Annotated in this window: 24 protein-coding genes and 1 riboswitch; of the genes, 10 read left to right on the forward strand and 14 right to left on the reverse strand. The window is 71.5% G+C overall.

What is annotated here, in order from left to right:
- Positions 1-228: 228 nt before the first annotated feature.
- The 4 genes from K5S26_RS01040 to K5S26_RS01055 are packed head-to-tail and all read left to right on the forward strand — an operon-like array spanning position 229 to position 3806.
- Positions 229-984, forward strand: a complete 756-nt coding sequence (locus K5S26_RS01040) for a PIG-L deacetylase family protein (protein WP_221855173.1) — start codon at positions 229-231, stop codon at positions 982-984.
- The gene (locus K5S26_RS01045; protein WP_221855175.1) at positions 981-1691 is read left to right on the forward strand and encodes a 4-carboxy-4-hydroxy-2-oxoadipate aldolase/oxaloacetate decarboxylase; all 711 of its coding nucleotides are present in this window, start codon (positions 981-983) and stop codon (positions 1689-1691) included. Before K5S26_RS01040 ends, K5S26_RS01045 begins: the two co-directional genes overlap by 4 nt.
- The gene (locus tag K5S26_RS01050; protein ID WP_221855176.1) at positions 1681-2805 is read left to right on the forward strand and encodes a 4-oxalomesaconate tautomerase; all 1125 of its coding nucleotides are present in this window, start codon (positions 1681-1683) and stop codon (positions 2803-2805) included. Before K5S26_RS01045 ends, K5S26_RS01050 begins: the two co-directional genes overlap by 11 nt.
- Positions 2806-2855: 50 nt before the next feature.
- Positions 2856-3806: a VOC family protein gene (locus K5S26_RS01055; protein ID WP_221855178.1), complete on the forward strand. Its 951-nt coding sequence runs from the start codon at positions 2856-2858 to the stop codon at positions 3804-3806.
- A gap of 21 nt (positions 3807-3827) precedes the next feature.
- Here the strand turns inward: K5S26_RS01055 and K5S26_RS01060 are convergent, their stop codons facing one another.
- A complete protein-coding gene (locus K5S26_RS01060; protein ID WP_221855181.1) occupies positions 3828-4181 on the reverse strand; it encodes a Fe-S protein in 354 nt (117 codons plus the stop codon).
- A 155-nt stretch (positions 4182-4336) separates the two neighbouring features.
- Between K5S26_RS01060 and K5S26_RS01065 the strand changes: the two genes are divergently transcribed.
- Positions 4337-5749 (forward strand): dihydrolipoyl dehydrogenase family protein, encoded by a 1413-nt coding sequence (locus K5S26_RS01065; protein ID WP_221855183.1) that lies wholly within the window; start codon positions 4337-4339, stop codon positions 5747-5749.
- A 69-nt stretch (positions 5750-5818) separates the two neighbouring features.
- Here the strand turns inward: K5S26_RS01065 and K5S26_RS01070 are convergent, their stop codons facing one another.
- The 13 genes from K5S26_RS01070 to sdhC form a co-directional block, all read right to left on the reverse strand.
- Positions 5819-7207 carry an MFS transporter gene (locus tag K5S26_RS01070; protein WP_221855185.1) on the reverse strand — a complete coding sequence of 463 codons (1389 nt, stop codon included), beginning with the start codon at positions 7205-7207 and terminating at the stop codon, positions 5819-5821.
- Positions 7208-7429: 222 nt separating this feature from the next.
- Positions 7430-7924, reverse strand: coding sequence for a 6,7-dimethyl-8-ribityllumazine synthase (ribH, locus tag K5S26_RS01075; RefSeq protein WP_221855187.1), 495 nt, complete (start codon positions 7922-7924; stop codon positions 7430-7432).
- A gap of 30 nt (positions 7925-7954) precedes the next feature.
- Positions 7955-9265 carry a GTP cyclohydrolase II gene (ribA, locus tag K5S26_RS01080; protein ID WP_308122711.1) on the reverse strand — a complete coding sequence of 437 codons (1311 nt, stop codon included), beginning with the start codon at positions 9263-9265 and terminating at the stop codon, positions 7955-7957.
- Positions 9262-9999, reverse strand: a complete 738-nt coding sequence (locus K5S26_RS01085; protein WP_221855189.1) for a riboflavin synthase — start codon at positions 9997-9999, stop codon at positions 9262-9264. The genes ribA and K5S26_RS01085 overlap by 4 nt, the downstream gene beginning before the upstream one ends.
- Entirely contained in the window at positions 9999-11144 is a 1146-nt protein-coding gene (ribD, locus tag K5S26_RS01090; RefSeq protein ID WP_246603403.1) for a bifunctional diaminohydroxyphosphoribosylaminopyrimidine deaminase/5-amino-6-(5-phosphoribosylamino)uracil reductase RibD, read from the reverse strand. Before ribD ends, K5S26_RS01085 begins: the two co-directional genes overlap by 1 nt.
- Before the next feature lie 77 nt (positions 11145-11221).
- A riboswitch (FMN riboswitch) is annotated at positions 11222-11371 on the reverse strand.
- Positions 11372-11615: 244 nt separating this feature from the next.
- Complete coding sequence (locus K5S26_RS01095; protein WP_221855191.1) at positions 11616-12476, reverse strand: Fpg/Nei family DNA glycosylase; 861 nt, start codon at positions 12474-12476, stop codon at positions 11616-11618.
- A 91-nt stretch (positions 12477-12567) separates the two neighbouring features.
- A complete protein-coding gene (locus K5S26_RS01100) occupies positions 12568-13119 on the reverse strand; it encodes a GNAT family N-acetyltransferase (protein ID WP_221855193.1) in 552 nt (183 codons plus the stop codon).
- Positions 13112-14116: a tryptophan--tRNA ligase gene (gene trpS, locus K5S26_RS01105; RefSeq protein WP_221855194.1), complete on the reverse strand. Its 1005-nt coding sequence runs from the start codon at positions 14114-14116 to the stop codon at positions 13112-13114. Before trpS ends, K5S26_RS01100 begins: the two co-directional genes overlap by 8 nt.
- Positions 14117-14194: 78 nt before the next feature.
- Positions 14195-15094: an exodeoxyribonuclease III gene (locus tag K5S26_RS01110; RefSeq protein ID WP_221855196.1), complete on the reverse strand. Its 900-nt coding sequence runs from the start codon at positions 15092-15094 to the stop codon at positions 14195-14197.
- Positions 15095-15198: 104 nt separating this feature from the next.
- The gene (locus K5S26_RS01115; protein WP_221855198.1) at positions 15199-15978 is read right to left on the reverse strand and encodes a succinate dehydrogenase iron-sulfur subunit; all 780 of its coding nucleotides are present in this window, start codon (positions 15976-15978) and stop codon (positions 15199-15201) included.
- Positions 15978-17804: a succinate dehydrogenase flavoprotein subunit gene (sdhA, locus tag K5S26_RS01120; protein ID WP_221855200.1), complete on the reverse strand. Its 1827-nt coding sequence runs from the start codon at positions 17802-17804 to the stop codon at positions 15978-15980. Before sdhA ends, K5S26_RS01115 begins: the two co-directional genes overlap by 1 nt.
- A 23-nt stretch (positions 17805-17827) precedes the next feature.
- Positions 17828-18286, reverse strand: a complete 459-nt coding sequence (locus tag K5S26_RS01125) for a succinate dehydrogenase hydrophobic membrane anchor subunit (protein WP_221855202.1) — start codon at positions 18284-18286, stop codon at positions 17828-17830.
- Positions 18286-18720 (reverse strand): succinate dehydrogenase, cytochrome b556 subunit, encoded by a 435-nt coding sequence (sdhC, locus tag K5S26_RS01130; RefSeq protein WP_221855204.1) that lies wholly within the window; start codon positions 18718-18720, stop codon positions 18286-18288. The genes K5S26_RS01125 and sdhC overlap by 1 nt, the downstream gene beginning before the upstream one ends.
- A gap of 193 nt (positions 18721-18913) precedes the next feature.
- Here sdhC and K5S26_RS01135 point away from each other — a divergent pair, with 193 nt between their 5' ends.
- The 5 genes from K5S26_RS01135 to K5S26_RS01155 all read left to right on the forward strand — a co-directional run bounded on the left by K5S26_RS01135 (position 18914) and on the right by K5S26_RS01155 (position 25418).
- A complete protein-coding gene (locus tag K5S26_RS01135; RefSeq protein WP_221855206.1) occupies positions 18914-20026 on the forward strand; it encodes a mannose-1-phosphate guanylyltransferase in 1113 nt (370 codons plus the stop codon).
- Between the two features lie 162 nt (positions 20027-20188).
- A complete protein-coding gene (locus K5S26_RS01140) occupies positions 20189-21283 on the forward strand; it encodes a BMP family lipoprotein (protein ID WP_308122712.1) in 1095 nt (364 codons plus the stop codon).
- Positions 21284-21373: 90 nt separating this feature from the next.
- Positions 21374-22894: an ABC transporter ATP-binding protein gene (locus K5S26_RS01145; RefSeq protein WP_221855209.1), complete on the forward strand. Its 1521-nt coding sequence runs from the start codon at positions 21374-21376 to the stop codon at positions 22892-22894.
- A complete protein-coding gene (locus K5S26_RS01150; RefSeq protein WP_221855211.1) occupies positions 22891-24153 on the forward strand; it encodes an ABC transporter permease in 1263 nt (420 codons plus the stop codon). Before K5S26_RS01145 ends, K5S26_RS01150 begins: the two co-directional genes overlap by 4 nt.
- Positions 24150-25418 carry an ABC transporter permease gene (locus K5S26_RS01155; RefSeq protein ID WP_221855212.1) on the forward strand — a complete coding sequence of 423 codons (1269 nt, stop codon included), beginning with the start codon at positions 24150-24152 and terminating at the stop codon, positions 25416-25418. Before K5S26_RS01150 ends, K5S26_RS01155 begins: the two co-directional genes overlap by 4 nt.

A 25418-nucleotide genomic window follows, 5' to 3' on the forward strand; every position in this document is an offset into this window, starting at 1 on the left:
CTCCGCGAGGTGAACAGCACCGTTCATCGTCGCCAGGATTGTAGACATAATCTTGACCAAGACAACAGAGGGTGCTTCACTCAGAGGAACTTCAGCAGCGGACGCGTGCCGGGCGGAGGCCCCGTCGAGGGGACGACGCCCGCAAGGCTCCCGGCCGGAAAGGCCGTCGTGCCGCTGGCCCGCGAACCTCCCCGAAGAAGGGGACAGGTCGAACGAACGGATGACTCTATGGCAGAGACCGAGCCGTCGCTCCTCGTCGTGAGCGCGCACGCCGGAGACTTCGTGTGGCGCGCAGGCGGCGCCATCGCCGCGGCCACGCTGCGGGGCGAGAAGGCGACCGTGGTCTGCCTCTCGTACGGCGAGCGGGGAGAGTCCGCCAGTCAGTGGCTCGCCGGCAAACCGCTCGACGAGATCAAGCAGATCCGCCGCGACGAGGCGAGCGCTGCCGCCGCGGCCCTCGGCGCCGACATCGAGTTCCTCGACCTCGGCGACTATCCGCTCGTCGAGAGCCCCGAGGCCGTGCAGAGGCTCGTCGACGTGTACCGCCGCGTGCAGCCGACGGTCGTGCTGACGCACCCGCTCGCCGATCCCTACAACGGCGACCACCCGGCCGCCGCCCGCATGGCACTGCAGGCGCGCGTGCTCGCGCAGGCGATCGGCGTGGCGAACTCCGACGGCTCGTACCCCTCGAAGCAGGACATCATCGGCGCCCCGCCCGTGTTCTTCTTCGAGCCCCACCAGCCCGAGCAGTCGGACTTCAAGCCCAACGTGCTGCTGGACATCACCGACGCCTTCCCCCTCAAGCAGAAGGCGATGGAGTGCCTGCCGGCGCAGAAGCACATGTGGGAGTACTACACGGCGCTGGCCGTGCGCCGCGGCGTGCAGGTCAAGCGCAACGCCGGGCCCAACCTGGGCCTGCCGCACGACACGATGGGCGAGGCGTACGTGCGGTACTACCCGCAGGTGACGGGGACGTTGGCGTGAGCGCGGTCGTCGTCACCGACATCGCCCGCGCCGACGCGGCGGCGGTCGACGGCCTCGCGCTGCACGGAGTCGCCACGGTCCACGAGGCCATGGGGCGCGTCGGCCTTGCGGGGCCGAGCCTGACGCCGATCCAGCAGGGCGCGCGGATCGCCGGGACGGCGGTCACCGTGCTCAGCTGGCCGGGGGACAACCTCATGATCCACGCCGCGGTCGAGCAGTGCCGGGCGGGCGACGTGCTGGTCGTCGCGACGACCTCGCCGTCGTCGGACGGCGCGTTCGGCGACCTGTTCGCCACCGCCCTGAAGGCGCGCGGCGTGCGCGGGCTCGTCACCGCGACGGGCGTGCGCGACACCCAGGACCTTCGCGACATGGGCTTTCCCGCGTGGTCCAACGGCGTGCACTCGCAGGGCACCGTGAAGGCGACGCCCGGCTCCGTGAACGTGCCCGTGGTCGTCGACGGCATGGTCGTCCGCCCCGGCGACGTCGTCATCGCCGACGACGACGGCGTCGTGTGCGTGCCGCGCGAGCGCGCCGCCGAGGCGCTCGCCGCGGCGGAGGCCCGCGTCGCGAAGGAGGAGGCGGACCGCGCCGCCTACGCGGCCGGCGCGGAGCTGAGCCTCGACCGCAAGGGCCTGCGCGCGCTCCTCGCCGACCTCGGAGTGCGCTACGTCTCGCAGGCCGCCTACGAGGCGGGCGATGGCCGCTGACATCGAGACGACAGGCGTCCGCTGCATGCTGATGCGCGGCGGCACGTCGAAGGGCGCCTACTTCGTGGCCGCCGATCTGCCCGCCGATCCGGCCGTGCGCGACGAGCTGCTGCTGCGCATCATGGGCACGCCCGACCCGCGTCAGATCGACGGCCTCGGAGGTGCCCACCCGCTGACCTCGAAGGTGGCGGTCGTGTCGCCGTCCGCCGATGCTGACGCCGACGTCGACTACCTCTTCCTGCAGGTCGGCGTGGACGAGGCGTTCGTCACCGACCGGCAGAACTGCGGCAACATCCTCGCCGGCGTGGGGTCGTTCGCCGTCGAGCGCGGGCTCGTCCCCGGCGTCGCCGGTCGGACGAGCGTGCGGATCCGGATGGTCAACACCGGCAGCATCGCGACCGCGACCTTCGCCACGCCCTCCTTCGCCGACGGCGTGCCGGTCGTCGACTACGACGGCCCCGCGGAGGACCGCATCGCGATCGACGGCGTCCCCGGCGAGGCCGGCGCCGTGTCACTCGACTTCGAGGGGACGGCCGGGTCTTCGACCGGCGCCCTTTTCCCCACGGGCTCCGTCGCCGACGAGCTGGCGGTCCCGGATCCCATCACGGTGACGTGCGTCGACAACGGCATGCCGAGCGTGCTGATCCGCGCCTCCGACCTGGGGCTCTCCGGCACCGAGGAGCCGTCGGCGCTCGAGGAGGACCAGGAGCTGAAGGCGAGGCTGGAGGCTCTTCGCCTTGCCGCCGCCGAGCGCATGGGCCTCGGCGACGTCTCCGAGGCGACGGTGCCGAAGATGGTCATCCTCAGCGAGCCCCGCCACGGCGGCGCGATCACCACCCGCAGCTTCCTGCCGCATCGCGTGCACACCTCCATCGGCGTGCTGGGCGCTCTCACCGTCGCCGCCGGGGTGCTGCCGGAGGGCGCCGTCGGGCATGAGCTCGCGACCGTGCCCGAGCCCGGTGCCCCCTTCGTCCTGGAGCACCCGACGGGCCACTTCGACGTCGACGTGGCCGTGTCCGGAGAGCCCGGCTCGTGGGTCGTGGAGCGTTCCGCCGCGCTGCGCACCGCGCGCAAGATCTTCGACGGCACGGTGTACCCGCGCCCCCGACCGTGACCCGACCGTAAGCCCCCACCCGAGACCCGCTGTCAGAGAGGACCGCACCCATGACCGACTCCACCTCCTTCGACGTCGCGCACCTCGCGAACGTCGAGCTGTTCACGCCCGAGTTCGACAAGAGCCGCTGGTTCTTCGAGGACCTGCTCTCGATGCGCGTCGTCGCCGAGGAGGGCGACTCGGTGTTCCTGCGCACGTGGGACGAGTACGAGCTGTACACGATCAAGCTCACCGCGAGGAAGGACGCCGCCGGCGTCGGGCGCACGTCGTTCCGCGCGACGGGCCAGGAGGCCCTCGACCGTCGCGTCGCCGCCATCCAGGAGCTCGGGCTGGGCGACGGCTGGGTCGACGGAGAGGTCGGCACCGGGCCCACCTTCCGCTTCCACGACCCCGATGGCCACGAGATGGCCATCTACTACGAGACCGAGCGCTACGCCGCCACCGACGACCGGCCCGCGCTGAAGAACCAGGCCTCGCGGTTCCCCGGACACGGGGTCAACGCCCGTCGTCTCGACCACATCAACTACCTCGCCAAGGACGTCGAGGCGAACGGCGAGTTCCTCGCCCGTGCGCTCGGCATGCGCGAGAGCGAGCGCATCCGCAACGACGACGGCAGGTTTGCGGCCTGGTGGTTCCACTTCTCGCTGAAGTCGTACGACGTCGTCTACTCCGATGACTGGACGAAGCACGGCAACCGGCTCCACCACATCGCGTTCGCGCCGGACACCCGCGAGGACATCCTCAAGGCGGCCGACATCTTCCTCGAGAACGGCATCCACATCGAGTCGGGTCCGCACAAGCACGCCATCAACCAGACGTTCTTCCTGTACGTGTGGGAGCCCGGCGGCAACCGCATCGAGTTCGCCAACGCCGGTGCCCGCCTGCTGCTCGACCCCGACCAGCCCGTGGTCGAGTGGAGCCAGGAGGAGCGGAAGAAGGGCCAGGCGTGGGGCATGAAGACGATCGAGACGTTCCACACGCACGGCACGCCCCTCGTGTAGGCGGCGCGCCGCCCGCGGCGGCTACCAGATGACGGCGAGGCCCGCGTTGAGCAGGATCAGCGCGCCGATCAGCCAGAAGGTCCACGTGGGCAGCGGCGTGCCCTTCTTGGCGCGGGCGCGGCTGATGCCGGCGAGCCCGCCGATGACGAGCAGGACGACCAGCTTGATGCCGATCTTGGCGTAGTTCAGACCTCCGTCGCCGAGCCCCCAGGGGGCGGAGAGCGCGAGGTCGGCGACGAACGCGATCGCCAGTCCGACGTCCATGAGGCGGGTGGCGCGGTAGCGCTTCGCCGCGGCCTCCACGACCCACGAGCCGAACAGGATGGCGAAGCCGACGAGGTGGACGAGGACGACGACGTCGCGCAGGGTCTCCATGCCCCTCACGGTATCGATCCCTTCCTCTGCCCTGCCAGTGAGTCGGCCCTGACCGACGCGGCCGGTGGCGGCGGCCGGGTCGAGGCCCTGCGGAGACGCCGGCCTCCGCGCAAGCCCCTGGCTCCGCGGGGATGTCGCCGCGTAGCGTCGGCGACATGACAGTGCAGGAGGCGGCAGTGCGCGAGACGGACGTGGTGGTCATCGGAGCGGGGCCGGTCGGCGAGAACGTCGCCGACCGTGCCGTGCGGGGCGGGCTCGAGGTGGTGATCGTCGAGTCGGAGCTGGTGGGCGGCGAGTGCTCCTACTGGGCGTGCATGCCCTCCAAGGCGCTGCTGCGACCGGGAGCGGCCCTCCGCGCCGCCCAGAGCGTGGCGGGGGTCACCGGCGGCGCGCTCGACCCCGCCGCGATCCTGCGCCGCCGCGACGGCTTCGCCTCCGACTGGGACGACTCGGGGCAGGTGGGATGGCTGCGGGGCGCCGGCATCGAGCTGGTGCGCGGGCGCGGCCGGATCGAGGGCGAGCGGCGTGTGCTGGTCGACGGCGACGGCGGGCAGACCGAGCTCGTCGCGCGGCACGCCGTCGTGCTCGCCACGGGCAGCGCGGCGCGCATCCCGGACATCCCCGGCCTGCGCGAGGCGCGACCGTGGACGAGCCGAGAGGCGACCTCCGTCGGAGACGTCCCGCCCCGGCTCGTCGTGCTGGGCGGCGGCGTCGTCGCGGTGGAGGTCGCGACGATGTTCGCCGACCTCGGCAGCAGCGTCACTGTGCTGTCCCGGAGCTCGCTGCTGCGCGGCATGGAGCCGTTCGCCGGCGACCTCGTGCGCGACGCGCTGCGCGAGCGGGGAGTGGTCGTGAGAGAGGGCGCGCGGATCGACGAGGTGCGCCGAGACGGCGGGACGGTGCGCGTCGCGTTCTCCGACGGCGAGGTCGAGGCGGACGAGGTCGTCGTCGCCACCGGGCGCGAGGCCCGCACCCGCGACCTCGGCGTGGACGACCTCCTCGACGCGCGCGGGCTGCTGGACGTCGACGACACCCTGCGGGTGCGGGGGAGCGACTGGCTGTACGCGGCCGGAGACGCCGCGGGCCGGGTGCTGCTGACGCACCAGGGCAAGTACGAGGCGCGGGCCGTGGGCGACGTCATCGCGGCCCGGGCGCGGGACGGCGAGGTCGACGACGCGCCGTGGGGACGTCACGTCGCCACCGCCGACCACGCCGCCGTGGCCCAGGTCGTCTTCACCGACCCCGAGGCGGCGTCCGCCGGCCTGACGGCCGCCCAGGCGGAGGACCGCGGCATCCGGACGCGCGTGGTCGACTACGACCTCGCGAACGTCGCCGGCGCGGGCCTGCTCGCCGACGGGTACGCGGGTCGCGCCCGCGCGGTCGTCGACGAGGACCGTGGCGTGCTGGTCGGTCTCACGCTGGTCGGGCCGGGCAGCGGCGAGCTGATCCACGCGGCGACGATCGCGATCGTCGGCGAGGTGCCGTTGGCCCGCCTCTGGCACGCCGTGCCGGCGTACCCCACCCTCAGCGAGCTGTGGCTGCGGCTGCTGGAGGAGTATGGGCTGTAGTGGTCGGGCCCCACGGCGAAGACGACGAGGCCCCCGGATCCATGGATCCGGGGGCCTCGTCGTGAGCGCTCAGTGGGTGAGCTCGGTCGCCTCGTAGTCGACGTCCTTCGTCTCGCGCGACAGGATCAGCGCGATCAGCGTCAGGATGCCGGCGCCCGAGAGGTACAGCCCGACGAGCCACGGGTTGCCGTCGCCCCAGGCCCACAGCACGACCGCGACCAGCGGTGCCAGCGCGGCGCCGAGGATCGACGACACGTTGTACGCCACGGCGGAGCCGGTGTAGCGCACCTGCGTCGGGAACAGCTCGGGCAGCAGGGCGCCCATCGGGCCGAAGGTCGACCCCATCAGCGCGAAGCCGATGATCAGGAACGCGACCGTCAGCGGAAGCGTCGCCTCGCCGCGAGGCAGCAGGAACACCGGGAACAGGGCGCCGAACACGATGATGGCGGCGGTCACACCGATCAGCACCTTGCGGCGGCCGATCCGGTCGGCGATCGGGCCGGCGAGCACCGTGAAGATGCCGAAGAACACCACGCCGACGATCTGCATGATCACGAAGTCGGTGTAGCGGAAGCCGAGGCCGGGCACGCCGTCGGGCGAGTCGGTGGCCTTCGTGCCGTACGACAGCAGGAAGCTCGTCAGCAGGTAGAACAGCACGTACGTCGCCAGCATGATGAACGTGCCGAGGATGATCTGCTTCCAGTAGCGACGGAACGTCTCGCCGAGGGGGAACTTCTTCAGCGCGCCCTTGGCCTGCGCCTTCTCGAAGCTCGCCGACTCGACGAGCTTCAGGCGGACCCACAGGCCGATGATCACCATGACGGCGGAGGCGAGGAACGGGATGCGCCATCCCCACTCGAGGAACGCCTCCGACGGCGCCCCGTCGACGCCGGGCAGCGAGAAGTTGATCGCCAGGAACAGGCCGTTGGCGATGATGAAGCCGATCGGCGCGCCGAGCTGCGGGAACGTGCCGTAGAGGGCGCGCTTGCCCGCCGGAGCGTTCTCGGTGGCCACGAGGGCCGCTCCCGACCACTCGCCGCCGAGCGCGAAGCCCTGCGCGAGGCGCATGACCAGCAGCAGGATGCCGGCCAGCACGCCGACCTGGCCGTACGTGGGCAGGACGCCGATGAGGAACGTCGCGATCCCCATCGTCAGCAGCGAGGCGACGAGCGTCGCCTTGCGGCCGAAGCGGTCGCCGAAGTGGCCGAAGATGACGGCGCCGACGGGACGCGCGACCATCGCCGCGCCGAACGTCGCGAACGACGTCAGCAGCGAGGTCGTTGGGTCGTCCGACGGGAAGAAGAGGTGCGGGAACACCAGCACCGCGGCGGTGGCGTAGACGTAGAAGTCGTAGAACTCGATCGTGGTGCCGATGAGGCTCGCGGCGATCACGCGGAAGCGCGAGTTGGCGGGCTTGGCGGCGGGCCCCGTGGGAGGGGTCTGGACGGCGGTGGTCATGACGTGCCTGTCTGGGGATTGGGCGGTGGGAACGTAGACGCCCCGGCTCATCGGCCGGGGCACAGAGGGATAGTGTATGTCGCTCCGACAGACGCTTTCGCTCACCTGCGCGGATGTGCGACTGCTCACGTTGAGCATTTCGCACAACGTTCAACGCATGACGCGGGGGCTCAGCGTTCTGCCGAGCCCCCGCGTCGAGACGATCGCGCCGTTCGGTCGCGCTCAGCCCTCGTCGGCGAAGCAGGCGCGCCGCAGCTCCTTCAGGGTGAGCGCCGTGCGCAGCGCGGCGTCGGCCGCCTCCGCGCCCTTGTCCTCCCGCGAGCCCGCGAGCCCGGCACGGTCGAGCCCCTGCTGCTCGTCGTCCAGCGTCAGCACGCCGAAGCCCACCGGCTTGCCGGTGTCGAGGGCGACCCGGGTGAGCCCGTCGGTCGCCGCCGACGACACGAACTCGAAGTGCGGCGTGCCGCCGCGGATGATGACGCCCAGCGCCACGACCGCGTCGGCGCCGGCGTCCAGCGCCGCCTTCGCCACGACCGGCAGCTCGAACGAGCCGGCCACCCGCACCAGGCGGTATGACGCGCCGGATGCGTCGAGCGTGCGCTCCGCACCGGCGATCAGCCCGTCCGTGATCTCGTCGTGCCACGTCCCCGCGACGACCACGACCTCCAGGCCGGCCCCGTCGATCCGGTCGCGCTCCGGCGCTCCCTTGCCGCTCATGAGTTGTCTCCGCTCATCCGTTCTCTCCGGTCATCGCTGCGCTCCTCCGTCGTGCATCTGCGCGATCGCGTCGGCCAGCTCGGCCTCGCCGATGATATGGCCCATCCTGTCTCGCTTGGTCTCGAGGTACTGGTGGTTGTTGGGGCCGACACCGACGATGAGGGGCACCTGCTCGACGACGTCGAGCCCGAAGCCACGCAGCTGCGCCACCTTGTCGGTGTTGTTCGTCAGCAGCCGGATCCGCTCGATGCCCAGGTCGGCGAGGATGCCCGCGGCGGCCGCGTAGTCGCGGGCGTCGGCAGGCAGGCCGAGCGCCGTGTTGGCGTCCACGGTGTCCAGGCCGCGCTCCTGCAGCGCGTACGCGCGCAGCTTGTTGATGAGCCCGATGCCGCGACCCTCGTGGCCGCGCATGTAGACCACCACGCCGCCCTCCTGCTCGATCGCGTCGAGCGCGGCCTCCAGCTGGGGCCCGCACTCGCACTTCAACGATCCGAACGCCTCGCCCGTCAGGCACTCCGAGTGCACGCGCACCAGCGGCGCATCCGACGAGAGGTCGCCGGAGACGACGGCGATGTGGTCCGTGCCGGTCTGCCGGTCCTTGTAGGCGAGGAAGCGGAACGTGCCGTGCGCGGTGGGCACAGTCGCGTCCGCGCGCAGGCTGACCTGGCGCCGCGCGGCCGGACGATCCGTGTCACGCGGGTCGACGCTGTCGAGGTGCGCGATGAGCTGCTCGATCGTGATCACCGGCACGCCCTCGCGCGCGCCGAGCTCGCGCAGACCCGGCAGGCGCATCATGCTGCCGTCCTCCGCGACGATCTCGCCGATCACCGCGACCGGCGCGAGGCCGGCCAGGCGCATCAGCTCGACGGCGGCCTCGGTGTGGCCCGCGCGGTCGCGCACGCCGCCGGGCACCGCCCGCAACGGCAGGACGTGCCCGGGACGGATCAGGCTCTGCGGCGTGGCGTCGGGGTCGGCCAGCACGTTGAGCGTGCGGGCGCGGTCGGCGGCGCTGATGCCGGTGGTGACGCCCTCCGCCGCGTCCACGCTCACCGTGTACGCGGTCGAGCGGGCGTCCTCGTTCACGGCGACCATGGGCGGCAGGTCGAGGCGGTCGGCGACGTCCTGCGGCATGGGGGCGCACAGGAAGCCCGACGACCAGCGCACCGCCCAGGCGACCCACTCGGGCGTCGCCAGCTGCGCCGAGAGCACGACGTCGCCCTCGTTCTCGCGGTCCTCGTCGTCCGCCACGATGACCGGGCGCCCGGCGCGCAGCGCATCCAGCGCGTCCTCGAGGGGGGACAGGGGCCAGGCCTCCTGGTCCCCGATGTGGTCAGGGCTCACAGCGAGCCTCCTTCTGTCGGTGCGGCGGACGGCGCCGCGGCGAGGCTCGGGTCGAGCACGGAGTAGTCGGCGGCGGGCACCTCGGTCGTCGCGAACGACCAGGATCCGCGTTCGGGCTGCGAGGCGGGCGCGCCGAAGGCGAACAGGCGCTGCACGTGCCGGGCGAGGATGTCCGTCTCGAGGTTGACGCGGTCGCCGGTCACGCGCTCGCCGAGCGTCGTGGCGGCGAGCGTCTCAGGGATGAGCGACACCTCGAACCACGGGTCGGCGACGCCGGCGGCGCTCACCGCGCTGACGGTGAGGGACACGCCGTCAACGGCGATCGAGCCCTTGTCGACGACGAGCGGCGCCAGCCGGCCGGGCAGGCTCACGCGCACCACCCGCCACTGCGCGCCCGGGCGCACCTCGCGCACGACGCCCGTGCCGTCGATGTGGCCCTGCACGATGTGACCGCCCAGGCGGCCGCCGGCGGCCGTCGCGCGCTCGATGTTGACGGGCGTGCCGGACGCGGCGACGTCGAGCGTCGACATCTCCAGCGTCTGGCGCATCACGTCGGCGGTGAAGCCGTCGTCGGTCCATCCGACGACCGTCAGGCACACGCCGCTGACGGCGATCGAGTCGCCGTGGGACACGCCCTCGACGGCGCCCGGGGCGTGCAGCGTCAGGCGCACGCCGTCGCCCGACGGCTCGACGGCCGTGATCCGGCCGATCTCCTCGACGATTCCGGTGAACATCAGCTCTCTCCTTCTGTGGCGTCCGCGGAGGCTCGCGCGCTGTCGGCTGTCGGCGGGTTCCCGTCGTGTTCCGCGACACGGTGCGGGAGCTCATCGCGTTCCGCGACACGGTGCGCATCGTCGTCGCGTTCCGCGACGACGAGCAGGTCGTCTCCCAGCGTCAGCCGCTCGGACACCCGCAGTCGCCGCGCCTCAGAGATCGACGGCACGCCCACGTCCGTGAGCGCGACGCGGGGGCCGCCCAGCAGCACGGGGGCGATGTACGCCAGCACCCGGTCGGCGAGGCCCGCCGCGATGAACGCGCTGGCGAGGGTCGGACCGCCCTCGACGAAGACCCGGTGCAGGCCGCGATCCCACAGGTCGTCGAGCACGAACGCCAGGTCGCGGGTGTCGTAGAACAGCGGCGGACGGGGGTGCGCGTGGACGGCCGCGCCGTCCGGCGTCGCGCGGGTGCCGATCACGACGGGCACCGGCTGCTCGGCGAACAGCCGGTCGCCGTCCCGCGCGGTGAGGGCAGGGTCGTCGGCGAGCACGGTGCCCGTGCCCACCACGATCGCGTCCGCCCGCGCGCGCCGGGCGTGCACGTCGGCGCGCGCCGCGGGGCCCGTGATCCACTGGCTCGAGCCGTCGGCCGCGGCGGCGCGCCCGTCCAGGCTCTGCGCCCACTTCACGGTCACATGCGGTCGGCCGAGCGCCGCGGCCGTGAGCCACGGCCCGACCAGCGCGCGGGCCTGACCCGCCAGGACGCCCGCGACGACGTCGACGCCCGCGGCGCGCAGCCGCTCCGCACCGCCGCCGGACGCGTCGCCGGGGTCGTCGAGCGCGTACACGACGCGCGCCACGCCCGCGCGGATGAGCGCCTCGGCGCACGGCCCCGTGCGGCCAGTGTGGTTGCACGGCTCGAGCGTCACGATCGCGGTCGCACCGTGCGCGCCGCCGTCCGGCAACGCCGCCAGCGCGTCGACCTCGGCGTGCGGCGTCCCCGCGCCGCGGTGCCATCCCTCCGCCAGCACCTCGCCGGACGGCGACAGGATCACCGCGCCGACCTGCGGGTTGCGGCTGCGGGGGCCGCGCAGCGCCAGCTCGAGGGCGCGCGCCATCGCACGCTGCTCGACGGGGCTCGCCCCGTCCGGACGTTGCGCCATCCGACCCTCCTTCGACGAACCGGGGTCGAATCGTGGCGACGGCGTTGGGGCGCCGCGGTCGTCGACCGCGTCGCGTCTCCCGTGCTGCCTCCCATCCGGACTCGTGCGACTCTCGTCGCACATCACCGTCGGTCCCGGAATTCCACCGGATCAGCCTTGCGCCTCTGGCGCTCGGCTCGCGGACTGTCACCGCCGGTTCGGATTCTCACCGACCCCGGAGCACGTGTGCTGCACTCAGATTATCCGAACGCGGACGCCGCCGTTCCATTCCCGTCATCGGGCTTCATGAGCGGATCCTCGGATTCCGCTGTGCGCGGGGACGGCGGCCGTCATGTCAGCGGCCTGCTGGCCGATGACCGGACGGGACAGAGGTGACAGCCTCCGCTCTTTGCGGAGGCCGTCATGTCAGCGGCCTGCTGGCCGATGACCGGACAGGACAGAGGTGACAGCCTCCGCTCTTTGAGGAGGCTGTCACTTCAGCAGTCGCGAGAGGCGGCGGTCCGCGAGCACCTTGCCGCCGGTCTGGCACGTGGGGCAGTACTCGAAGCTGCGGTCGGCGAGGAAGACGCTGCGCACGGTGTCGCCGCACACGGGACAGGCCTCCCCGGCGCGCGCGTGGACGCTCATGCCGCGGCGCTTCGCGTCCTTCAGCTCGGCCGGCGGCCGGCCGCGAGCGGTCTGCACCGCCGACGTCAGCGTGGCGCGCAGCGCCTCGTACAGCCGGTCGACGTCGCCGGCGTCGAGGTTGGCGGCCAGCGCGTAGGGCGACATCCGCGCCGCGTGCAGGATCTCGTCCGAGTAGGCGTTGCCGATGCCGGCCACGATCTGCTGATCGCGGAGCACGCCCTTGATCTGGCTGCGTCGTCCCTCGAGCAGCCCGGCCAGCGTGTCGCGGGTGAAGGACTCGTCGAGAGGATCGGGGCCGAGCCGCGCGATCCCCGGCACGTCCGCGGGATCGCGCACGACGTACACGGCGAGCGACTTCTTCGTGCCGGCCTCGGTCAGGTCGAACCCCGACCCGTCGCCGAACCCGATGCGCAGCGCGATGGGGGAGCGTCCGGGTTTGATCACCGTCGCCGGCAGCGCCTCGTGCCACCGCAGCCAACCCGCCTTCGCGAGATGGAACACCAGCTGGAGGTCTCCCAGCGCGATCGCCACGAACTTGCTGTGCCGGGCGACGTCCGTCACGACGGACCCGACGAGCTGGTCGAGGCGCGGGTCGAACGTCTTCAGCGCGGCGATCTGCGCGAGCCGGGCCTGCGTCAGCTCCAGGCCGACGGTGCGCTCGTGGAGGAACCCGACCAGCCCCTCGACCTCCGGCATCTCCGGCATGCGTCCATCCTGCCCCGGGCACGCGCCCGCGCACAACGCAGGACGGGCGCGACGGGAGGGCGCGGGAGCGGCGCCGGTTCGCCGGGCGGGGTCAGAGCGCCCAGGACTGGGGCGTGCGCGGATCGGTCGAGAGCAGGCCGGCGATCCAGCCGTCGACGCGGGGTCCGTGGCCCGCGAGGCCCTTGCGGCGCACGCCCTCGAACCGGAACCCCAGACGCTGGGCGACGCGCGCCGACGCCGCGTTGCCGACGACCGCGTGCCATTCGAGGCGTTCGAGCCGCAGCGGCCCGAACGCGAAGTCGACGACCGTGCGCGCGGCCTCGTCCACATAGCCACGACCGCGTGCGGCGGGCGCGAGCCAGTAGCCGAGCTCGGCCGCGCCGTTCTTGATGGCGTGCAGGCCGATCATGCCCGCGAGCCCCTCGACATCGCGGATCGCCCACACGCACTCCGAGCCCGAGTCCCACCACTCCGACACGAGCCCGACGAACGTCTCGGCGTCCTCGCGCGTGTAGGGCGAGGGAACGGTCGTGTAGCGCTGGATCTCCGGGTCCTGGCACACCTCGAAGATCGCGTCGGCATCGGACGCGACCGGGCGGGACAGGGTGAGGCGGGTGGTGTGGAGGACGACCGGCTCACCCACGGCGCAGCAGGCCGACGCGCTCGTAGACGGCCGCGAGCGTCGCGTCCGCGACCTCGGCGGCGCGGTCCGCGTTGACGGACAGCACGCGGTCGAGTTCGGCGGGATCGTCGAGCAGCTCGAGCGCCCGCTGCCGTACCGGCTCGAACTCGGCCACCACGACGTCGCGCAGGCCCTTCTTGAAGTCGCCGTAGCCGCGGCCCGCGTACTCGTCCTCGATCTCTCCGACCGACCGTCCGGTGAGGGCGGAGTAGATCGTCAGCAGGTTCGAGACGCCGGGCTTCTCGGCGCGGTCGTAGCGCACGGTGCCGTCGCTGTCGGTGACGGCGCGCATGATCTTCTTCGCCGTCACGCTCGTGTCGTCGAGCAGCCAGAGCACGCCCGCCTGCGACTCCGCCGACTTCGACATCTTCGACGTCGGCTCCTGCAGGTCGTAGATGCGCGCCGTCTCCTGCTGGATCACCGGCTTCGGCACGCGGAAGGTCTCGCCGAAGCGCGCGTTGAACCGCTCGGCCAGGTCGCGCGTCAGCTCGACGTGCTGCTTCTGGTCGTCGCCGACCGGCACGACGTCGGTCTGGTACAGCAGGATGTCCGCCGCCATCAGGATCGGATACGTGAACAGCCCGACGCTGGTCGCATCGGCGCCCTGGCGCTGCGACTTGTCCTTGAACTGCGTCATCCGGCCGGCCTCGCCGAAGCCCGTGATCGTGGACAGGATCCACGCCAGCTCGGCGTGCGCGCGAACGTGCGACTGCACGTAGAGGGTCGAGCGCGACGGCTCGATGCCGGCGGCGATGTACTGCGCGGCGGTGCGGCGGGTCTTCTCGCGCAGCTGCGCCGGGTCCTGCGGCACGGTGATCGCGTGCAGGTCGACGACGGAGAAGAAGGCGTCGTACTCGTCCTGCATCGTGCGCCACTGCAGGAGAGCCCCGATGTAGTTGCCGATCTGGAGCGAGTCGGCGGAGGGCTGCATTCCGGAGTAGAGGCGCTGCTTGGTCACCCGTCAATCCTAGGTCGAGCCGCGCCGGTCGCCTTCGACGCCGTACCGGGAGGAGGAAAGCACGGGCGACCGGGCGGCCTAGACGCCGAGCGCGTAGTCGGCGATCACCGGGGCGTGATCGCTCCAGCGCGTGTCGTACGAGGGCGCCCTGTCGACGCGGTAGTTCGAGGCGCGTGCCGCGAGCGCGGGGGAGGCGAGGTGATAGTCGATGCGCCAGCCGGTGTCGTTGTCGAACGCCTGGCCCCGCATCGACCACCAGGTGTAGGGCCCGTGGACCTCGCCGTGCGCGGCGCGTCCCACGTCCACCCACCCGAGGCCCGTGCGGCCCTCGCTGAACGAGCGCGTGTCGCTCAGCGCCCCGCCCATGCCGCGCCCGACGCCCTCCTGGCCCGCGACCGGCTCGCCGGCCGCGCCGAGGAAGCGGTCGAAGTAGGCGCGTTCCCGCGCGAGGAAGCCCGACTTCTTGACGTTGCCCCGCCAGTTCTTGATGTCGAGCGTGCGGTGCCCCACGTTGAGGTCGCCGGTGACCAGGGCGAGCGCGCCGTCGGCGGACAGCTCGGGGAGGCGTCGTTCCATCGCGTCGAGGAACGCCCACTTCGGGTCCTGCTTGGCCGGGGTCTCCGCCTCGCCCGTGAAGACGTAGGCGCTGACGACGGTGACCGTCTCGCCGCCGATCTCGAAGTCGGCCTCGAGCCACCGGCCGTTCGACTCGAGGGCGTCGTCGCCGAGCTCGACGCGCGAGATCGCGCACTCCTCGCGACTGGCGATCGCCACGCCCGCCCGGCCCTTCTGCAGCGCCTTGTCGTCGACGATGCGCCAGCCGGGCAGAGCCGCCTCGAGGTGCTCGCGCTCGCCCCTCACCTCCTGCAGCGTCAGGATGTCGACGTCGGCGGCGTCGAGCCAGGTGCCCATCCCGTTGCGGGCCGCGGCCCGGATCCCGTTGACGTTGACAGAGGCGATGCGGACGTTGCGGGGCATGCCTACAAACCTAATCGGGGCCGCCGACACCGGCCGCCGGGCGGTCGCCCCGCATGCGAGAAGGGCCCCGGGAGAACCCCGAGGCCCTTCTCGCATGTCGCGGATCAGCGGCCGCGCAGCACCGCCTGCTTGACCTCGGCGATGGCCTTCGTGACCTCGATGCCGCGGGGGCACGCCTCGGTGCAGTTGAAGGTCGTGCGGCAGCGCCACACGCCCTCCTTGTCGTTGAGGATGTCGAGGCGCACGTCGCCCGCGTCGTCGCGCGAGTCGAAGATGAACCGGTGCGCGTTCACGATCGCGGCCGGGCCGAAGTACTGGCCGTCGGTCCAGAACACGGGGCACGACGAGGTGCACGCCGCGCACAGGATGCACTTGGTGGTGTCGTCGAAGATCGCGCGGTCGGCGATCGTCTGGTGGCGCTCCTTGCCCTTCTCGGGCTGCGAGGAGGCCTGCAGGAACGGCTGCACCTCGCGGTACGCCTCGAAGAACGGGTCCATGTCGACGATCAGGTCCTTCTCGAGCGGAAGGCCCTTGATCGCCTCGACGTAGATCGGCTTCGAGATGTCGAGGTCCTTGATCAGCGTCTTGCAGGCGAGGCGGTTGCGGCCGTTGATGCGCATCGCGTCCGATCCGCAGATGCCGTGCGCGCACGAGCGGCGGAAGGCCAGCGAGCCGTCCTGGTCCCACTTGATGCGGTGCAGGGCGTCGAGCACGCGGTCCGTCGAGTACATCTCGACGTCGTAGTCCACCCAGCGCGGCTCGCTGTCGACCTCGGGGTCGAAGCGGCGCACGATGAACGTCACGAGGTACGACTGCACACCCGAGTCCGCCGACTCTGCGGGCGCGGGGGTCTCCTCAACGGGAGCGACGACGGCGGTGGCCATCAGTACTTCCTCTCCATCGGCGGGTAGTTGAACTCACCCTGCTCGTTCTTGGTGAACACGACGGGCTTCCAGTCCAGCTTGATGTGGTCCTCGGGGTCGGCCGAGTGCGGGTCGCCCGTGAGGTAGGCCATCGTGTGCTGCATGTAGTTGTCGTCGTCGCGCTGCTGGTAGTCCTCGCGCATGTGGCCGCCGCGGCTCTCCTTGCGGTTGCGGGCCGCGTAGGCGACGATCTCCGCGATGTCGAGCAGGAAGCCCAGCTCGACGGCCTCGAGCAGGTCGGTGTTGTACCGCCGGCCCTTGTCGTCCACGTAGATGTTCTTGTACCGCTCGCGCAGCTCGGCGATCGTGCCGAGCACGTCGGTGAGCGTCTCGTCGGTGCGGAAGACCTGGGCGTTCGCGTCCATCTCCTCCTGCAGCTTCTTGCGGATGTCGGCGATGCGCTCGGTGCCCTTGGCACCGCGGATGCCCTCGATCAGCTCGCGGACGCCGGCCGCCGGGTCCTCCGGGAGGGGCACGAAGTCGGCGGTCTTCACGTACTCGACCGCGTTGCGTCCGGCGCGCTTGCCGAAGACGTTGATGTCGAGCAGCGAGTTGGTGCCGAGGCGGTTGGCGCCGTGCACGGACACGCACGCGCACTCGCCGGCGGCGTACAGACCGGGGACCACGGTGTCGTTGTCGGCGAGCACCTCGCCGTCGTTGTTGGTGGGGATGCCGCCCATCGCGTAGTGCGCCGTCGGCATGACCGGCACCGGCTCGACCACCGGGTCGACGCCCAGGTAGGTGCGTGCGAACTCGGTGATGTCGGGCAGCTTCGTCTCGAGCACCTCCGCGCCGAGGTGGGTGCAGTCGAGCAGCACGTAGTCCTTGTGGGGGCCCGCGCCGCGGCCCTCGCGCACCTCCTGCACCATGCAGCGGGCGACGATGTCGCGGGGCGCGAGGTCCTTGATGGTGGGGGCGTAGCGCTCCATGAAGCGCTCTCCCGACGCGTTGCGCAGGATCGCCCCTTCGCCTCGCGCGCCCTCGGTGAGCAGGATGCCGAGCCCGGCGAGGCCGGTCGGGTGGAACTGGAAGAACTCGACGTCCTCGAGCGGGAGGCCCTTGCGCCACACGATGCCGACGCCGTCGCCCGTGAGGGTGTGGGCGTTGGACGTGGTCTTGAAGATCTTCCCGAAGCCGCCGGTGGCGAAGACGACCGACTTGGCGTGGAAGACGTGCAGCTCGCCGGTGGCGAGCTCGTACGCCACGACGCCCGCGATCTGCGTCTTGCCGTCGGCGTCCTTCACCGTGATGAGGTCGAGCGCGTAGAACTCGTTGAAGAAGTTGATGCCGAGCTTGACGCAGTTCTGGAACAGCGTCTGCAGGATCATGTGGCCCGTGCGGTCGGCGGCGTAGCACGCGCGGCGCACGGGCGTCTTGCCGTGCTCGGCGGTGTGTCCGCCGAATCGGCGCTGGTCGATCTTGCCGTCGGGCGTGCGGTTGAACGGCAGGCCCATGTTCTCGAGGTCGATGACCGCGTCGATCGCCTCCTTGGCGAGGATCTCGGCGGCGTCCTGGTCGACGAGGTAGTCACCGCCCTTGACCGTGTCGAACGTGTGCCACTCCCACGAGTCCTCCTCGACGTTCGCGAGCGCCGCGGCCATGCCGCCCTGCGCCGCGCCCGTGTGCGAGCGGGTGGGGTACAGCTTCGTGATCACGGCGGTCTTCGCGCCGGGGCCGGCCTCGATGGCCGCGCGCATGCCGGCGCCGCCGGCGCCGACGATCACGATGTCGAACTGGTGGTAGTGGACGCCGTCGCGCACGACGGACTCACGGGTGTCGGTGGTCATATCCTCGTTCTCGATCTTCGCGCTCAGGCGGCGGCCTGGCACATCTCCCACAGCGTGCTGTCGGACGTGACGCCGAGGCAGGGGTCGAACGTGAACACCACGAGCGTGCCGAGCACGATCATGACGGCCGCGGCGATCCACAGCGCTGCGACGAGCACGGTGCGCACGGTGGCGTTCTGCACGTAGTCGTTGACGAGCGTCCGCATGCCGTTGGCGCCGTGGATGAACGCGAGCCAGAGCATGAGCACGTCCCACCACTGCCAGAACGGCGTGGCGAACTTGCCGGCGACGAACGCGAAGTTCAGCGCGTGCACGCCGCCCTCGGGGGCGACGAGGTTCACGAAGAGGTGGCCGAAGATCAGCACGACCAGCACGACGCCGGAGGCGCGCATGTACAGCCAGCCCCACTTCTCGAGGTTGATGCCCCGGTTGCGGGGGGCGCGGTGCGGCGCGCGGGGCGCGGCGAGGGCGTCGGCGGTCATCAGTGTCCCCCTCCGAGGTTCGAGAACGTGTTGATGAGCTGACGCGGCACGAAGCCCGCCATGATGACGACCCACACGCCGAGGACGCCCCAGAACAGCTGGCGCTGGTAGCGGGCGCCCTTCGACCAGAAGTCGACCAGGATGATCCGGAGCCCGTTGATCGCGTGGAAGGCGATGGCGCCGACGAGGGCGATCTCGCCGAGGCCCATGATCGGGTGCTTGTAGGCGCCGATGACCGCGTCGTACGCCTCGGGGGAGACCCGGATCAGCGACGTGTCGAGCACGTGCACGAGCAGGAAGAAGAAGATGGCGACGCCGGTGATGCGGTGCAGGACCCACGACCACATGCCCTCACGGCCGCGGTAGAGCGTTCCCCGTGGGACCCTCGAGGTGGTCTCCGTCACCGACAATGTCGCACGCGTGGAAGCGGACACGTCGTTCCTCCCTGATCTTTGCGAGGTCTGTCGCCCAGGTGGCTCGCGGGTCGGCCGTAGGCCCCACAACTCTACTTCGCTCACGGCGAACGGCGCGACGAAGGCGGGCCTAACTCTCTCGACGTCGAGAGAAAACCGGTGGTCGCGCGGAGCGCCCCGAGGAGGCTGCGGCGCGCCGGGTAGCCTGGGTCGCATGTCTGCCCCGATCGAGGACTTCTACGCGGTGATCCCCGCGGGCGGCGTCGGCTCCCGCCTGTGGCCCCTCTCCCGAGCGGAGGCGCCGAAGTTCCTCCACGACCTGACCGGGTCGGGAGTGTCCCTGCTGCGCAACACCTGGGACCGCCTGCTGCCGCTGACCGGGCCCGGCCGCATCGCGGTCGTCACGGGGAAGGCCCACGAGCAGCGCGTCGAGGAGGAGCTGCCGGACATCGACCCGGCCAACGTCTTCATCGAGTCGTCGCAGCGCGAGTCGGCGGCGGCGATCGGGCTGGCGGCCGCGATCCTGCAGCGGCGCGAGCCCGGCGTGATCATCGGCTCGTTCGCGGCGGACCATCACATCTCGCGCCCGCGGGCGTTCGACTTCGCGGTGCAGCAGGCGGTGGCGGCAGCGCGCGCCGGCTACATCTCCACGATCGGCATCGCGCCGACCGAGCCGTCCGTCGGCTTCGGGTACATCCAGCTGGGCGACGAGATCGACGTCGAGGGCGCGCCCATGGCCGCGATCGTGGAGCGCTTCGTCGAGAAGCCCGATCTGGAGACCGCCCGCCGCTACTACGCCGACCGCAGCTTCCTCTGGAACGCGGGCATGTTCATCTCGCGGGCCGACGTGCTGCTCGCGGAGCTCGCGGCGAACGAGCCCGAGCTGCACGCGGGGCTCCTCGAGATCGCCGAGGCGTGGGACACGGATCGCCGGCAGGAGGTCTGCGACCGCGTGTGGCCCGACCTGAAGAAGATCGCCATCGACTACGCCGTCGCCGAGCCGGCCGCGCAGAAGGGGCGCCTGGCGGTCGTGCCGGGTCACTTCGACTGGGACGACGTGGGCGACTTCGCGAGCCTCGCGAAGCTGATCTCGGGCGGCCGGTCGGACGAGATGTCGATCCTCGGGCAGAACGACCGCGTGCTCGTCGACGAGTCGACGGGGCTCGTGGTCTCGCAGACCGACCGCGTGATCGCCGTCGTCGGCGTCGAGGGGCTCATCGTGGTCGACACCGCCGACGCGCTCCTGGTCACCAACAGCGAGCACGCCCAGCGCGTCAAGAGCGTGGTCGGCGCGCTGCACGCGCGCGGCAGCGACAGCGTGCTCTGACCGCGCGGCCCGAGACGGGTTTGTAACTATCGCGTTTCAGGGGGACGATCTGCGCGGAATGCACGGTCGGCGTTCTGTACCGTGTGCATATTCGCCCCGCACCCGGTCGGGGCCTCTGACGTCCCGCTCAGTCTGCGGGTCTCGTTGTTCATGGAGGACAGTGTGATCAGGACCACCCGGAAGGCCGGCCTCGCCGGTCTCGCGATCGTCTCCTCGGCGATCCTTCTCGCCGGCTGCGGCGCCGCCCCGGAGGAGGACACCGCCGGCGGCGGCGAGGAGGCCAGCGACTTCCTCCCCTGCATGGTCTCGGACTTCGGCGGCTTCGACGACAAGTCCTTCAACGAGATCAGCTACAACGGCCTGATGGCCGCCGGCGAGGAGCTCGGCGTCGAGCCGCTCACCGTCCAGTCCGAGGACGAGTCGGAGTACGAGGGCAACGTCTCGGGCCTGGTGGACCAGGGCTGCGACCTGATCCTCACCGTCGGCTTCGCGCTCGCGCAGGCGACGAACGACGCGGCGGCCGCGAACCCCGAGATCCACTTCGTCTCGATCGACGACCCGGTGGACCTCGACGGCGACGGCGACACCGACCAGCCGAACGTCAAGGGGCTGCTCTACGACACCGCCCAGTCGGCGTTCCTCGCCGGCTACGCGGCGGCCTCGATCAGCGAGTCCGACAAGGTCGGCACCTTCGGCGGTGCGGCGTACCCGACCGTGACGGTGTTCATGGACGGCTTCCGCCAGGGCGTCGAGTACTGGAACGAGCAGAAGGGCGAGGACGTCCAGGTCATCGGCTGGGACGGCGAGGACGGCGTCTTCACCGGCAACTTCAAGGCCGAGCCCGCGGCGGTCAACGCCGCGCAGGGCATCATCGACCAGGGCGTCGACGTGATCCTGCCCGTCGGCGGACCGATCTACCAGAGCGCCGCGTCCGCGATCCGCGACTCCGGCCGCGACATCGCCCTCGTCGGCACGGACGCCGACGTGTACGAGAGCGACCCGAGCGTCGCCGACCTGCTGCTGACGTCGATCCGCAAGGGCATGGACGTCAGCGTGGAGGAGACCGTGCTCGCGGCCGCCGCCGGTGACTTCGACGCCGCCCCGTACGTCGGCACGCTCGAGAACGGCGGCGTCTCGCTCGCGTCGTTCCACGACTACGAGGACCGCGTCTCCGACGACGTCAAGGCGGAGCTCGAGGAGATCACCGCCGGGATCATCGACGGCTCGATCACCGTCGACTCGTACCTCGCGGGCTGATCCCCGCGCACTTCCCCGCGCACTGGGTGGGAGGGCCGGTCGCCGGTCCTCCCACCCGTTTCTCTGTCCCGTCTCGTTAGGATCGGCCCCATGAAGCTCGAGCTCCGCGGCATCACGAAGCGCTTCGGAAGCCTCGTCGCGAACGACCACATCGACCTGGTCGTCGAACCCGGCGAGATCCACTGTCTTCTGGGCGAGAACGGCGCCGGGAAGTCGACGCTGATGAACGTCCTCTACGGCCTCTACCGCGCCGAGGAGGGCACCATCCTCCTGGACGACCAGCCCCAGCTGTTCGACGGCCCGGGCGAGGCCATGCGCGCGGGCATCGGCATGGTGCACCAGCACTTCATGCTCGTGCCGGTCTTCACCGTCGCCGAGAACGTGATGCTGGGCCACGAGCCCACGCGTGCCGGCGGTCGCCTCGACCTCGACGCCGCGCGCGCGATGGTGCGCGACATCTCGGCGCGCTTCGGCTTCGACGTCGATCCCGACGCCGTCGTCGAGGAGCTGCCGGTGGGTGTGCAGCAGCGCGTCGAGATCATCAAGGCGCTGTCGCGCGACGCGAAGGTGCTCGTCTTCGACGAGCCGACGGCCGTGCTCACCCCGCAGGAGACCGACGAGCTGATGGGCATCATGCGCCAGCTCAAGGCCGCGGGAACCTCGATCGTCTTCATCACGCACAAGCTGCGCGAGGTGCGCGAGGTCGCCGACCGGATCACGGTGATCCGCCTCGGCAAGGTCGTCGGAGAGGCCTCGCCGACCGCGTCGAACGCGGAGCTGGCATCGCTCATGGTCGGCCGCGCGGTCGAGCTGACGGTGGCGAAGGCGCCCTCGACCGGCACCCAGGACGCGCTCGTCGTCGAGGGGCTCACCGTGCGCGACGCCTCGGGGCAGCCGGTGGTCGACGACGTCAGCTTCACCGTCCGCAGCGGCGAGATCCTGGCGATCGCCGGTGTCCAGGGCAACGGCCAGACCGAGCTCACGGAGGCGCTGCTCGGGCTGCAGGAGAGGGTCGCCGGCCGCATCCGGCTCGACGGCGCCGAGCTCGCCGGGGCGACCCCGCGCCGGATCCTCGACGCGGGAGTCGGGTTCGTGCCGGAGGACCGCACCGAGGACGGCCTCGTCGCGGGGATGACCGTGGCGGAGAACCTCATGCTCGACAGGTCGTCGGGCGCGCCGTTCGTGCGGCGCGGCACCGTGCAGCGCGCCGCGCTTCGCGACTTCGCCGCCGAGAAGGTGGCGCAGTACGACGTGCGGCCCGCGTCGATCGACGCGCAGGCCGGCCAGCTCTCCGGCGGCAACCAGCAGAAGGTCGTCATCGCCCGCGAGCTCAGCAGGCCGCTGCGGCTGCTCGTGGCCTCCCAGCCCACGCGCGGCGTGGACGTCGGGTCGATCGAGTTCATCCACAAGCGCATCGTCGAGACCCGGGACGAGGGCGTCCCGGTGGTGGTCGTCTCCACCGAGCTCGACGAGGTCAGCGCGCTGGCCGACAGGATCCTGGTGATGTATCGCGGCCGCGTGGTCGGCATCGTCGCGGGCGACACGCCGCGCGAGGTGCTCGGCCTGATGATGGCGGGCGAGCACGCCGGCGGAGAGGAGCACGCGGCATGACCGCGGACGAGACGCAGCCCCCCTCGCGGTGGCATCTGGCGGCCCGGCAGATCACCCAGGGGAGCGCCGCGATCGTCGTGCTCGCGGTGCTGCTCGCGTTCGCGATCGGCGGCGTGATGATCGCCGTGACCGACGCGGACGTGCAGCGCGCCGCCGGCTACTTCTTCGCGCGGCCGGGGGACACCATCGTCGCCGCCGCGGAGGCGGTCTTCGGCGGCTACGCGGCGCTGTTCCGCGGCTCGATCTACAACTACGAGGCCGAGACCTTCGCCCGCGCCATCCGTCCGATCACCGACACGCTCACGTTCGCGACGCCGCTCATCGCCGCGGGCCTCGGCGTGGCGCTCGCGTTCCGCATCGGCATGTTCAACATCGGCGGACGCGGCCAGATGCTGGTCGCGGCGTCCGCGGCGGGCTGGGTCGGCTTCGCCGTCGAGCTGCCCTGGGGCCTGCACCTGCTCGTCGCGCTCGTCGCGGGCGTGGCAGCCGGCGCTCTCTGGGGCGGCATCGCGGGCCTGCTCAAGGCCCGCACCGGCGCACACGAGGTGATCGTCACGATCATGCTCAACTACATCGCGTACTACCTGGTGTCGTGGATGCTGCGGACGCCGGGGCTGCTGCAGGCGCCCGGGTCGATCAACCCGAAGACGCCGGCGATGCAGGAGACCGCGGTGCTGCCCGCGCTGCTCGGACCGCAGTTCAAGCTGCACCTCGGCTTCGTCCTCGTCATCGCGGCGACCGTGCTCGTGTGGTGGCTGCTGAACCGCTCGAGCCTCGGCTTCCGCTTCCGCGCGGTGGGGGAGAACCCGAGCGCCGCGCGCGTGGCGGGCATCGACGTGAAGCGGATGTACATCGTGGGCATGCTGCTCGCCGGCGGGCTCGTCGGCCTCGCCGGCGTGATCGAGGTGCTGGGCACCACCACGTCCGGCTTCACGTCCGCCGTCGACGCCGGCATCGGATTCGACGCGATCACGGTGGCGCTGCTCGGACGCTCGACCCCCTGGGGCACGTTCGCCGCCGGCCTGCTGTTCGGCGCGCTGAAGGCCGGCAGCTTCACGATGAAGACCGCCGAGCAGATCCCGCTCGAGATCGTGACCGTCGTGCAGGCCCTGATCGTGCTGTTCATCGCCGCGCCGCCGCTGGTGCGCGCGATCTTCGGGCTGCCCTCGCCCGAGCGCACCCGCCGCCGCCAGGAGCGCGCGCACCGCCGGCAGCAGCGCCTCGAGGTGCTCGCCGCCGAGAAGGAGACGGCCCGATGAGCCTCGCACCCGCGGCCCTGCCCGTCGCGACCTCGACGCAGCGCAGCTGGAAGACGCCGATCGCGCTCGCGCTGTTCGCCGTGCTGCTGGCGCTGCTCGCTCTCGCCGCCCCGCGCGAGGGCGACGCCACCTTCCGCTTCGCGTCCGGCGGCGACGCGTTCGCGCTGCCCGACCTCGTCACGCCGGCGATGCCGGCGATGTGGATCGCCGTCGCGCTGCTCGCGGCGCTCACGGCCGCGGCGGCGTTCTTCGTCCGCGGCGGCGGCCGGACGCCGCTGTGGGCGGTTGTCGCCTACGTCGTGATCTTCGTCTTCGGCTTCCTGTCCTGGGCCGCCGCCGGGCAGGCGGTGCCGATCACCGGGCTGCTCGCGGGCGCGCTGGGCGTGGCCGTGCCGCTGATCTTCGGCGCCCTCGGCGGGGTGCTCGGCGAGCGCGTCGGCGTGGTCAACATCGCGATCGAGGCGCAGCTGCTCAGCGGCGCGTTCACCTCCGCGATGGTCGCGTCGCTCACGGGGCAGCCGCTGCTCGGCCTGGTCGCGGCGATGGTCGCCGGGGCGCTCGTCGGCCTGCTGCTCGGCGTGTTCGCGATCGTCTACGTGGTCGACCAGGTGATCGTCGGCGTGGTGCTCAACGTGCTCGTGGTGGGGGTGACGAGCTTCCTGTACTCGCAGATCCTGCAGCCGAACGCGGCGACGCTCAACACGCCGCCGCGCTTCGAGCGCATCCCGATCCCGCTGCTGTCGGACATCCCCGTGATCGGGCCGGTCCTGTTCCAGCAGACGGTCCTCGTGTACGTGATGTACGCGGTGGTCGCGGCGGTCACCTTCGCGATGTTCCACACGCGCTGGGGGCTGCGGGTACGTGCTGTCGGCGAGCACCCCAAGGCCGCCGACACGGTCGGCATCCGGGTAGGCCGCACGCGGATGACGACGGTGCTGATCGCCGGCGCGATCGCCGGCGCCGGCGGGACGGTGTTCACGGTGGGGAGCGCCACCCCGTTCGGTCAGGAGATGACCAACGGCGCCGGATACATCGCCCTCGCGGCGGTCATCTTCGGCCAGTGGCATCCGGTCAAGGCCACCCTCGCGGCGCTGCTGTTCGGGTTCGCCTCGAACCTGCAGAACACCCTCAAGGTGATCGGCTCGCCCGTCCCGAGCGAGTTCATGCTGATGCTGCCGTACCTCGTGACGATCTTCGTCGTCGCGGGGGTCGTGGGCCGCTCCCGGGGCCCGGCGGCCGCGGGACAGCCGTATGTCAAGGGATGA

Source organism: Microbacterium marinilacus (assembly GCF_019753765.1).
Lineage (GTDB): Bacteria > Actinomycetota > Actinomycetes > Actinomycetales > Microbacteriaceae > Microbacterium > Microbacterium marinilacus.

Excerpts from the sequence above, each read along its gene's own strand:
- K5S26_RS01040 (WP_221855173.1), top strand. The coding sequence starts at position 229 with ATGGCAGAGACCGAGCCGTCGCTCCTCGTCGTGAGCGCGCACGCCGGA.
- K5S26_RS01050 (WP_221855176.1), top strand. The coding sequence starts at position 1,681 with ATGGCCGCTGACATCGAGACGACAGGCGTCCGCTGCATGCTGATGCGC.
- K5S26_RS01055 (WP_221855178.1), top strand. The coding sequence starts at position 2,856 with ATGACCGACTCCACCTCCTTCGACGTCGCGCACCTCGCGAACGTCGAG.
- K5S26_RS01060 (WP_221855181.1), bottom strand. The coding sequence starts at position 4,181 with ATGGAGACCCTGCGCGACGTCGTCGTCCTCGTCCACCTCGTCGGCTTC.
- K5S26_RS01065 (WP_221855183.1), top strand. The coding sequence starts at position 4,337 with ATGACAGTGCAGGAGGCGGCAGTGCGCGAGACGGACGTGGTGGTCATC.
- K5S26_RS01070 (WP_221855185.1), bottom strand. The coding sequence starts at position 7,207 with ATGACCACCGCCGTCCAGACCCCTCCCACGGGGCCCGCCGCCAAGCCC.
- ribH (WP_221855187.1), bottom strand. The coding sequence starts at position 7,924 with ATGAGCGGCAAGGGAGCGCCGGAGCGCGACCGGATCGACGGGGCCGGC.
- K5S26_RS01085 (WP_221855189.1), bottom strand. The coding sequence starts at position 9,999 with ATGTTCACCGGAATCGTCGAGGAGATCGGCCGGATCACGGCCGTCGAG.
- ribD (WP_246603403.1), bottom strand. The coding sequence starts at position 11,144 with ATGGCGCAACGTCCGGACGGGGCGAGCCCCGTCGAGCAGCGTGCGATG.
- K5S26_RS01095 (WP_221855191.1), bottom strand. The coding sequence starts at position 12,476 with ATGCCGGAGATGCCGGAGGTCGAGGGGCTGGTCGGGTTCCTCCACGAG.
- K5S26_RS01110 (WP_221855196.1), bottom strand. The coding sequence starts at position 15,094 with ATGCCCCGCAACGTCCGCATCGCCTCTGTCAACGTCAACGGGATCCGG.
- K5S26_RS01115 (WP_221855198.1), bottom strand. The coding sequence starts at position 15,978 with ATGGCCACCGCCGTCGTCGCTCCCGTTGAGGAGACCCCCGCGCCCGCA.
- sdhA (WP_221855200.1), bottom strand. The coding sequence starts at position 17,804 with ATGACCACCGACACCCGTGAGTCCGTCGTGCGCGACGGCGTCCACTAC.
- K5S26_RS01125 (WP_221855202.1), bottom strand. The coding sequence starts at position 18,286 with ATGACCGCCGACGCCCTCGCCGCGCCCCGCGCGCCGCACCGCGCCCCC.
- K5S26_RS01135 (WP_221855206.1), top strand. The coding sequence starts at position 18,914 with ATGTCTGCCCCGATCGAGGACTTCTACGCGGTGATCCCCGCGGGCGGC.
- K5S26_RS01145 (WP_221855209.1), top strand. The coding sequence starts at position 21,374 with ATGAAGCTCGAGCTCCGCGGCATCACGAAGCGCTTCGGAAGCCTCGTC.
- K5S26_RS01150 (WP_221855211.1), top strand. The coding sequence starts at position 22,891 with ATGACCGCGGACGAGACGCAGCCCCCCTCGCGGTGGCATCTGGCGGCC.
- K5S26_RS01155 (WP_221855212.1), top strand. The coding sequence starts at position 24,150 with ATGAGCCTCGCACCCGCGGCCCTGCCCGTCGCGACCTCGACGCAGCGC.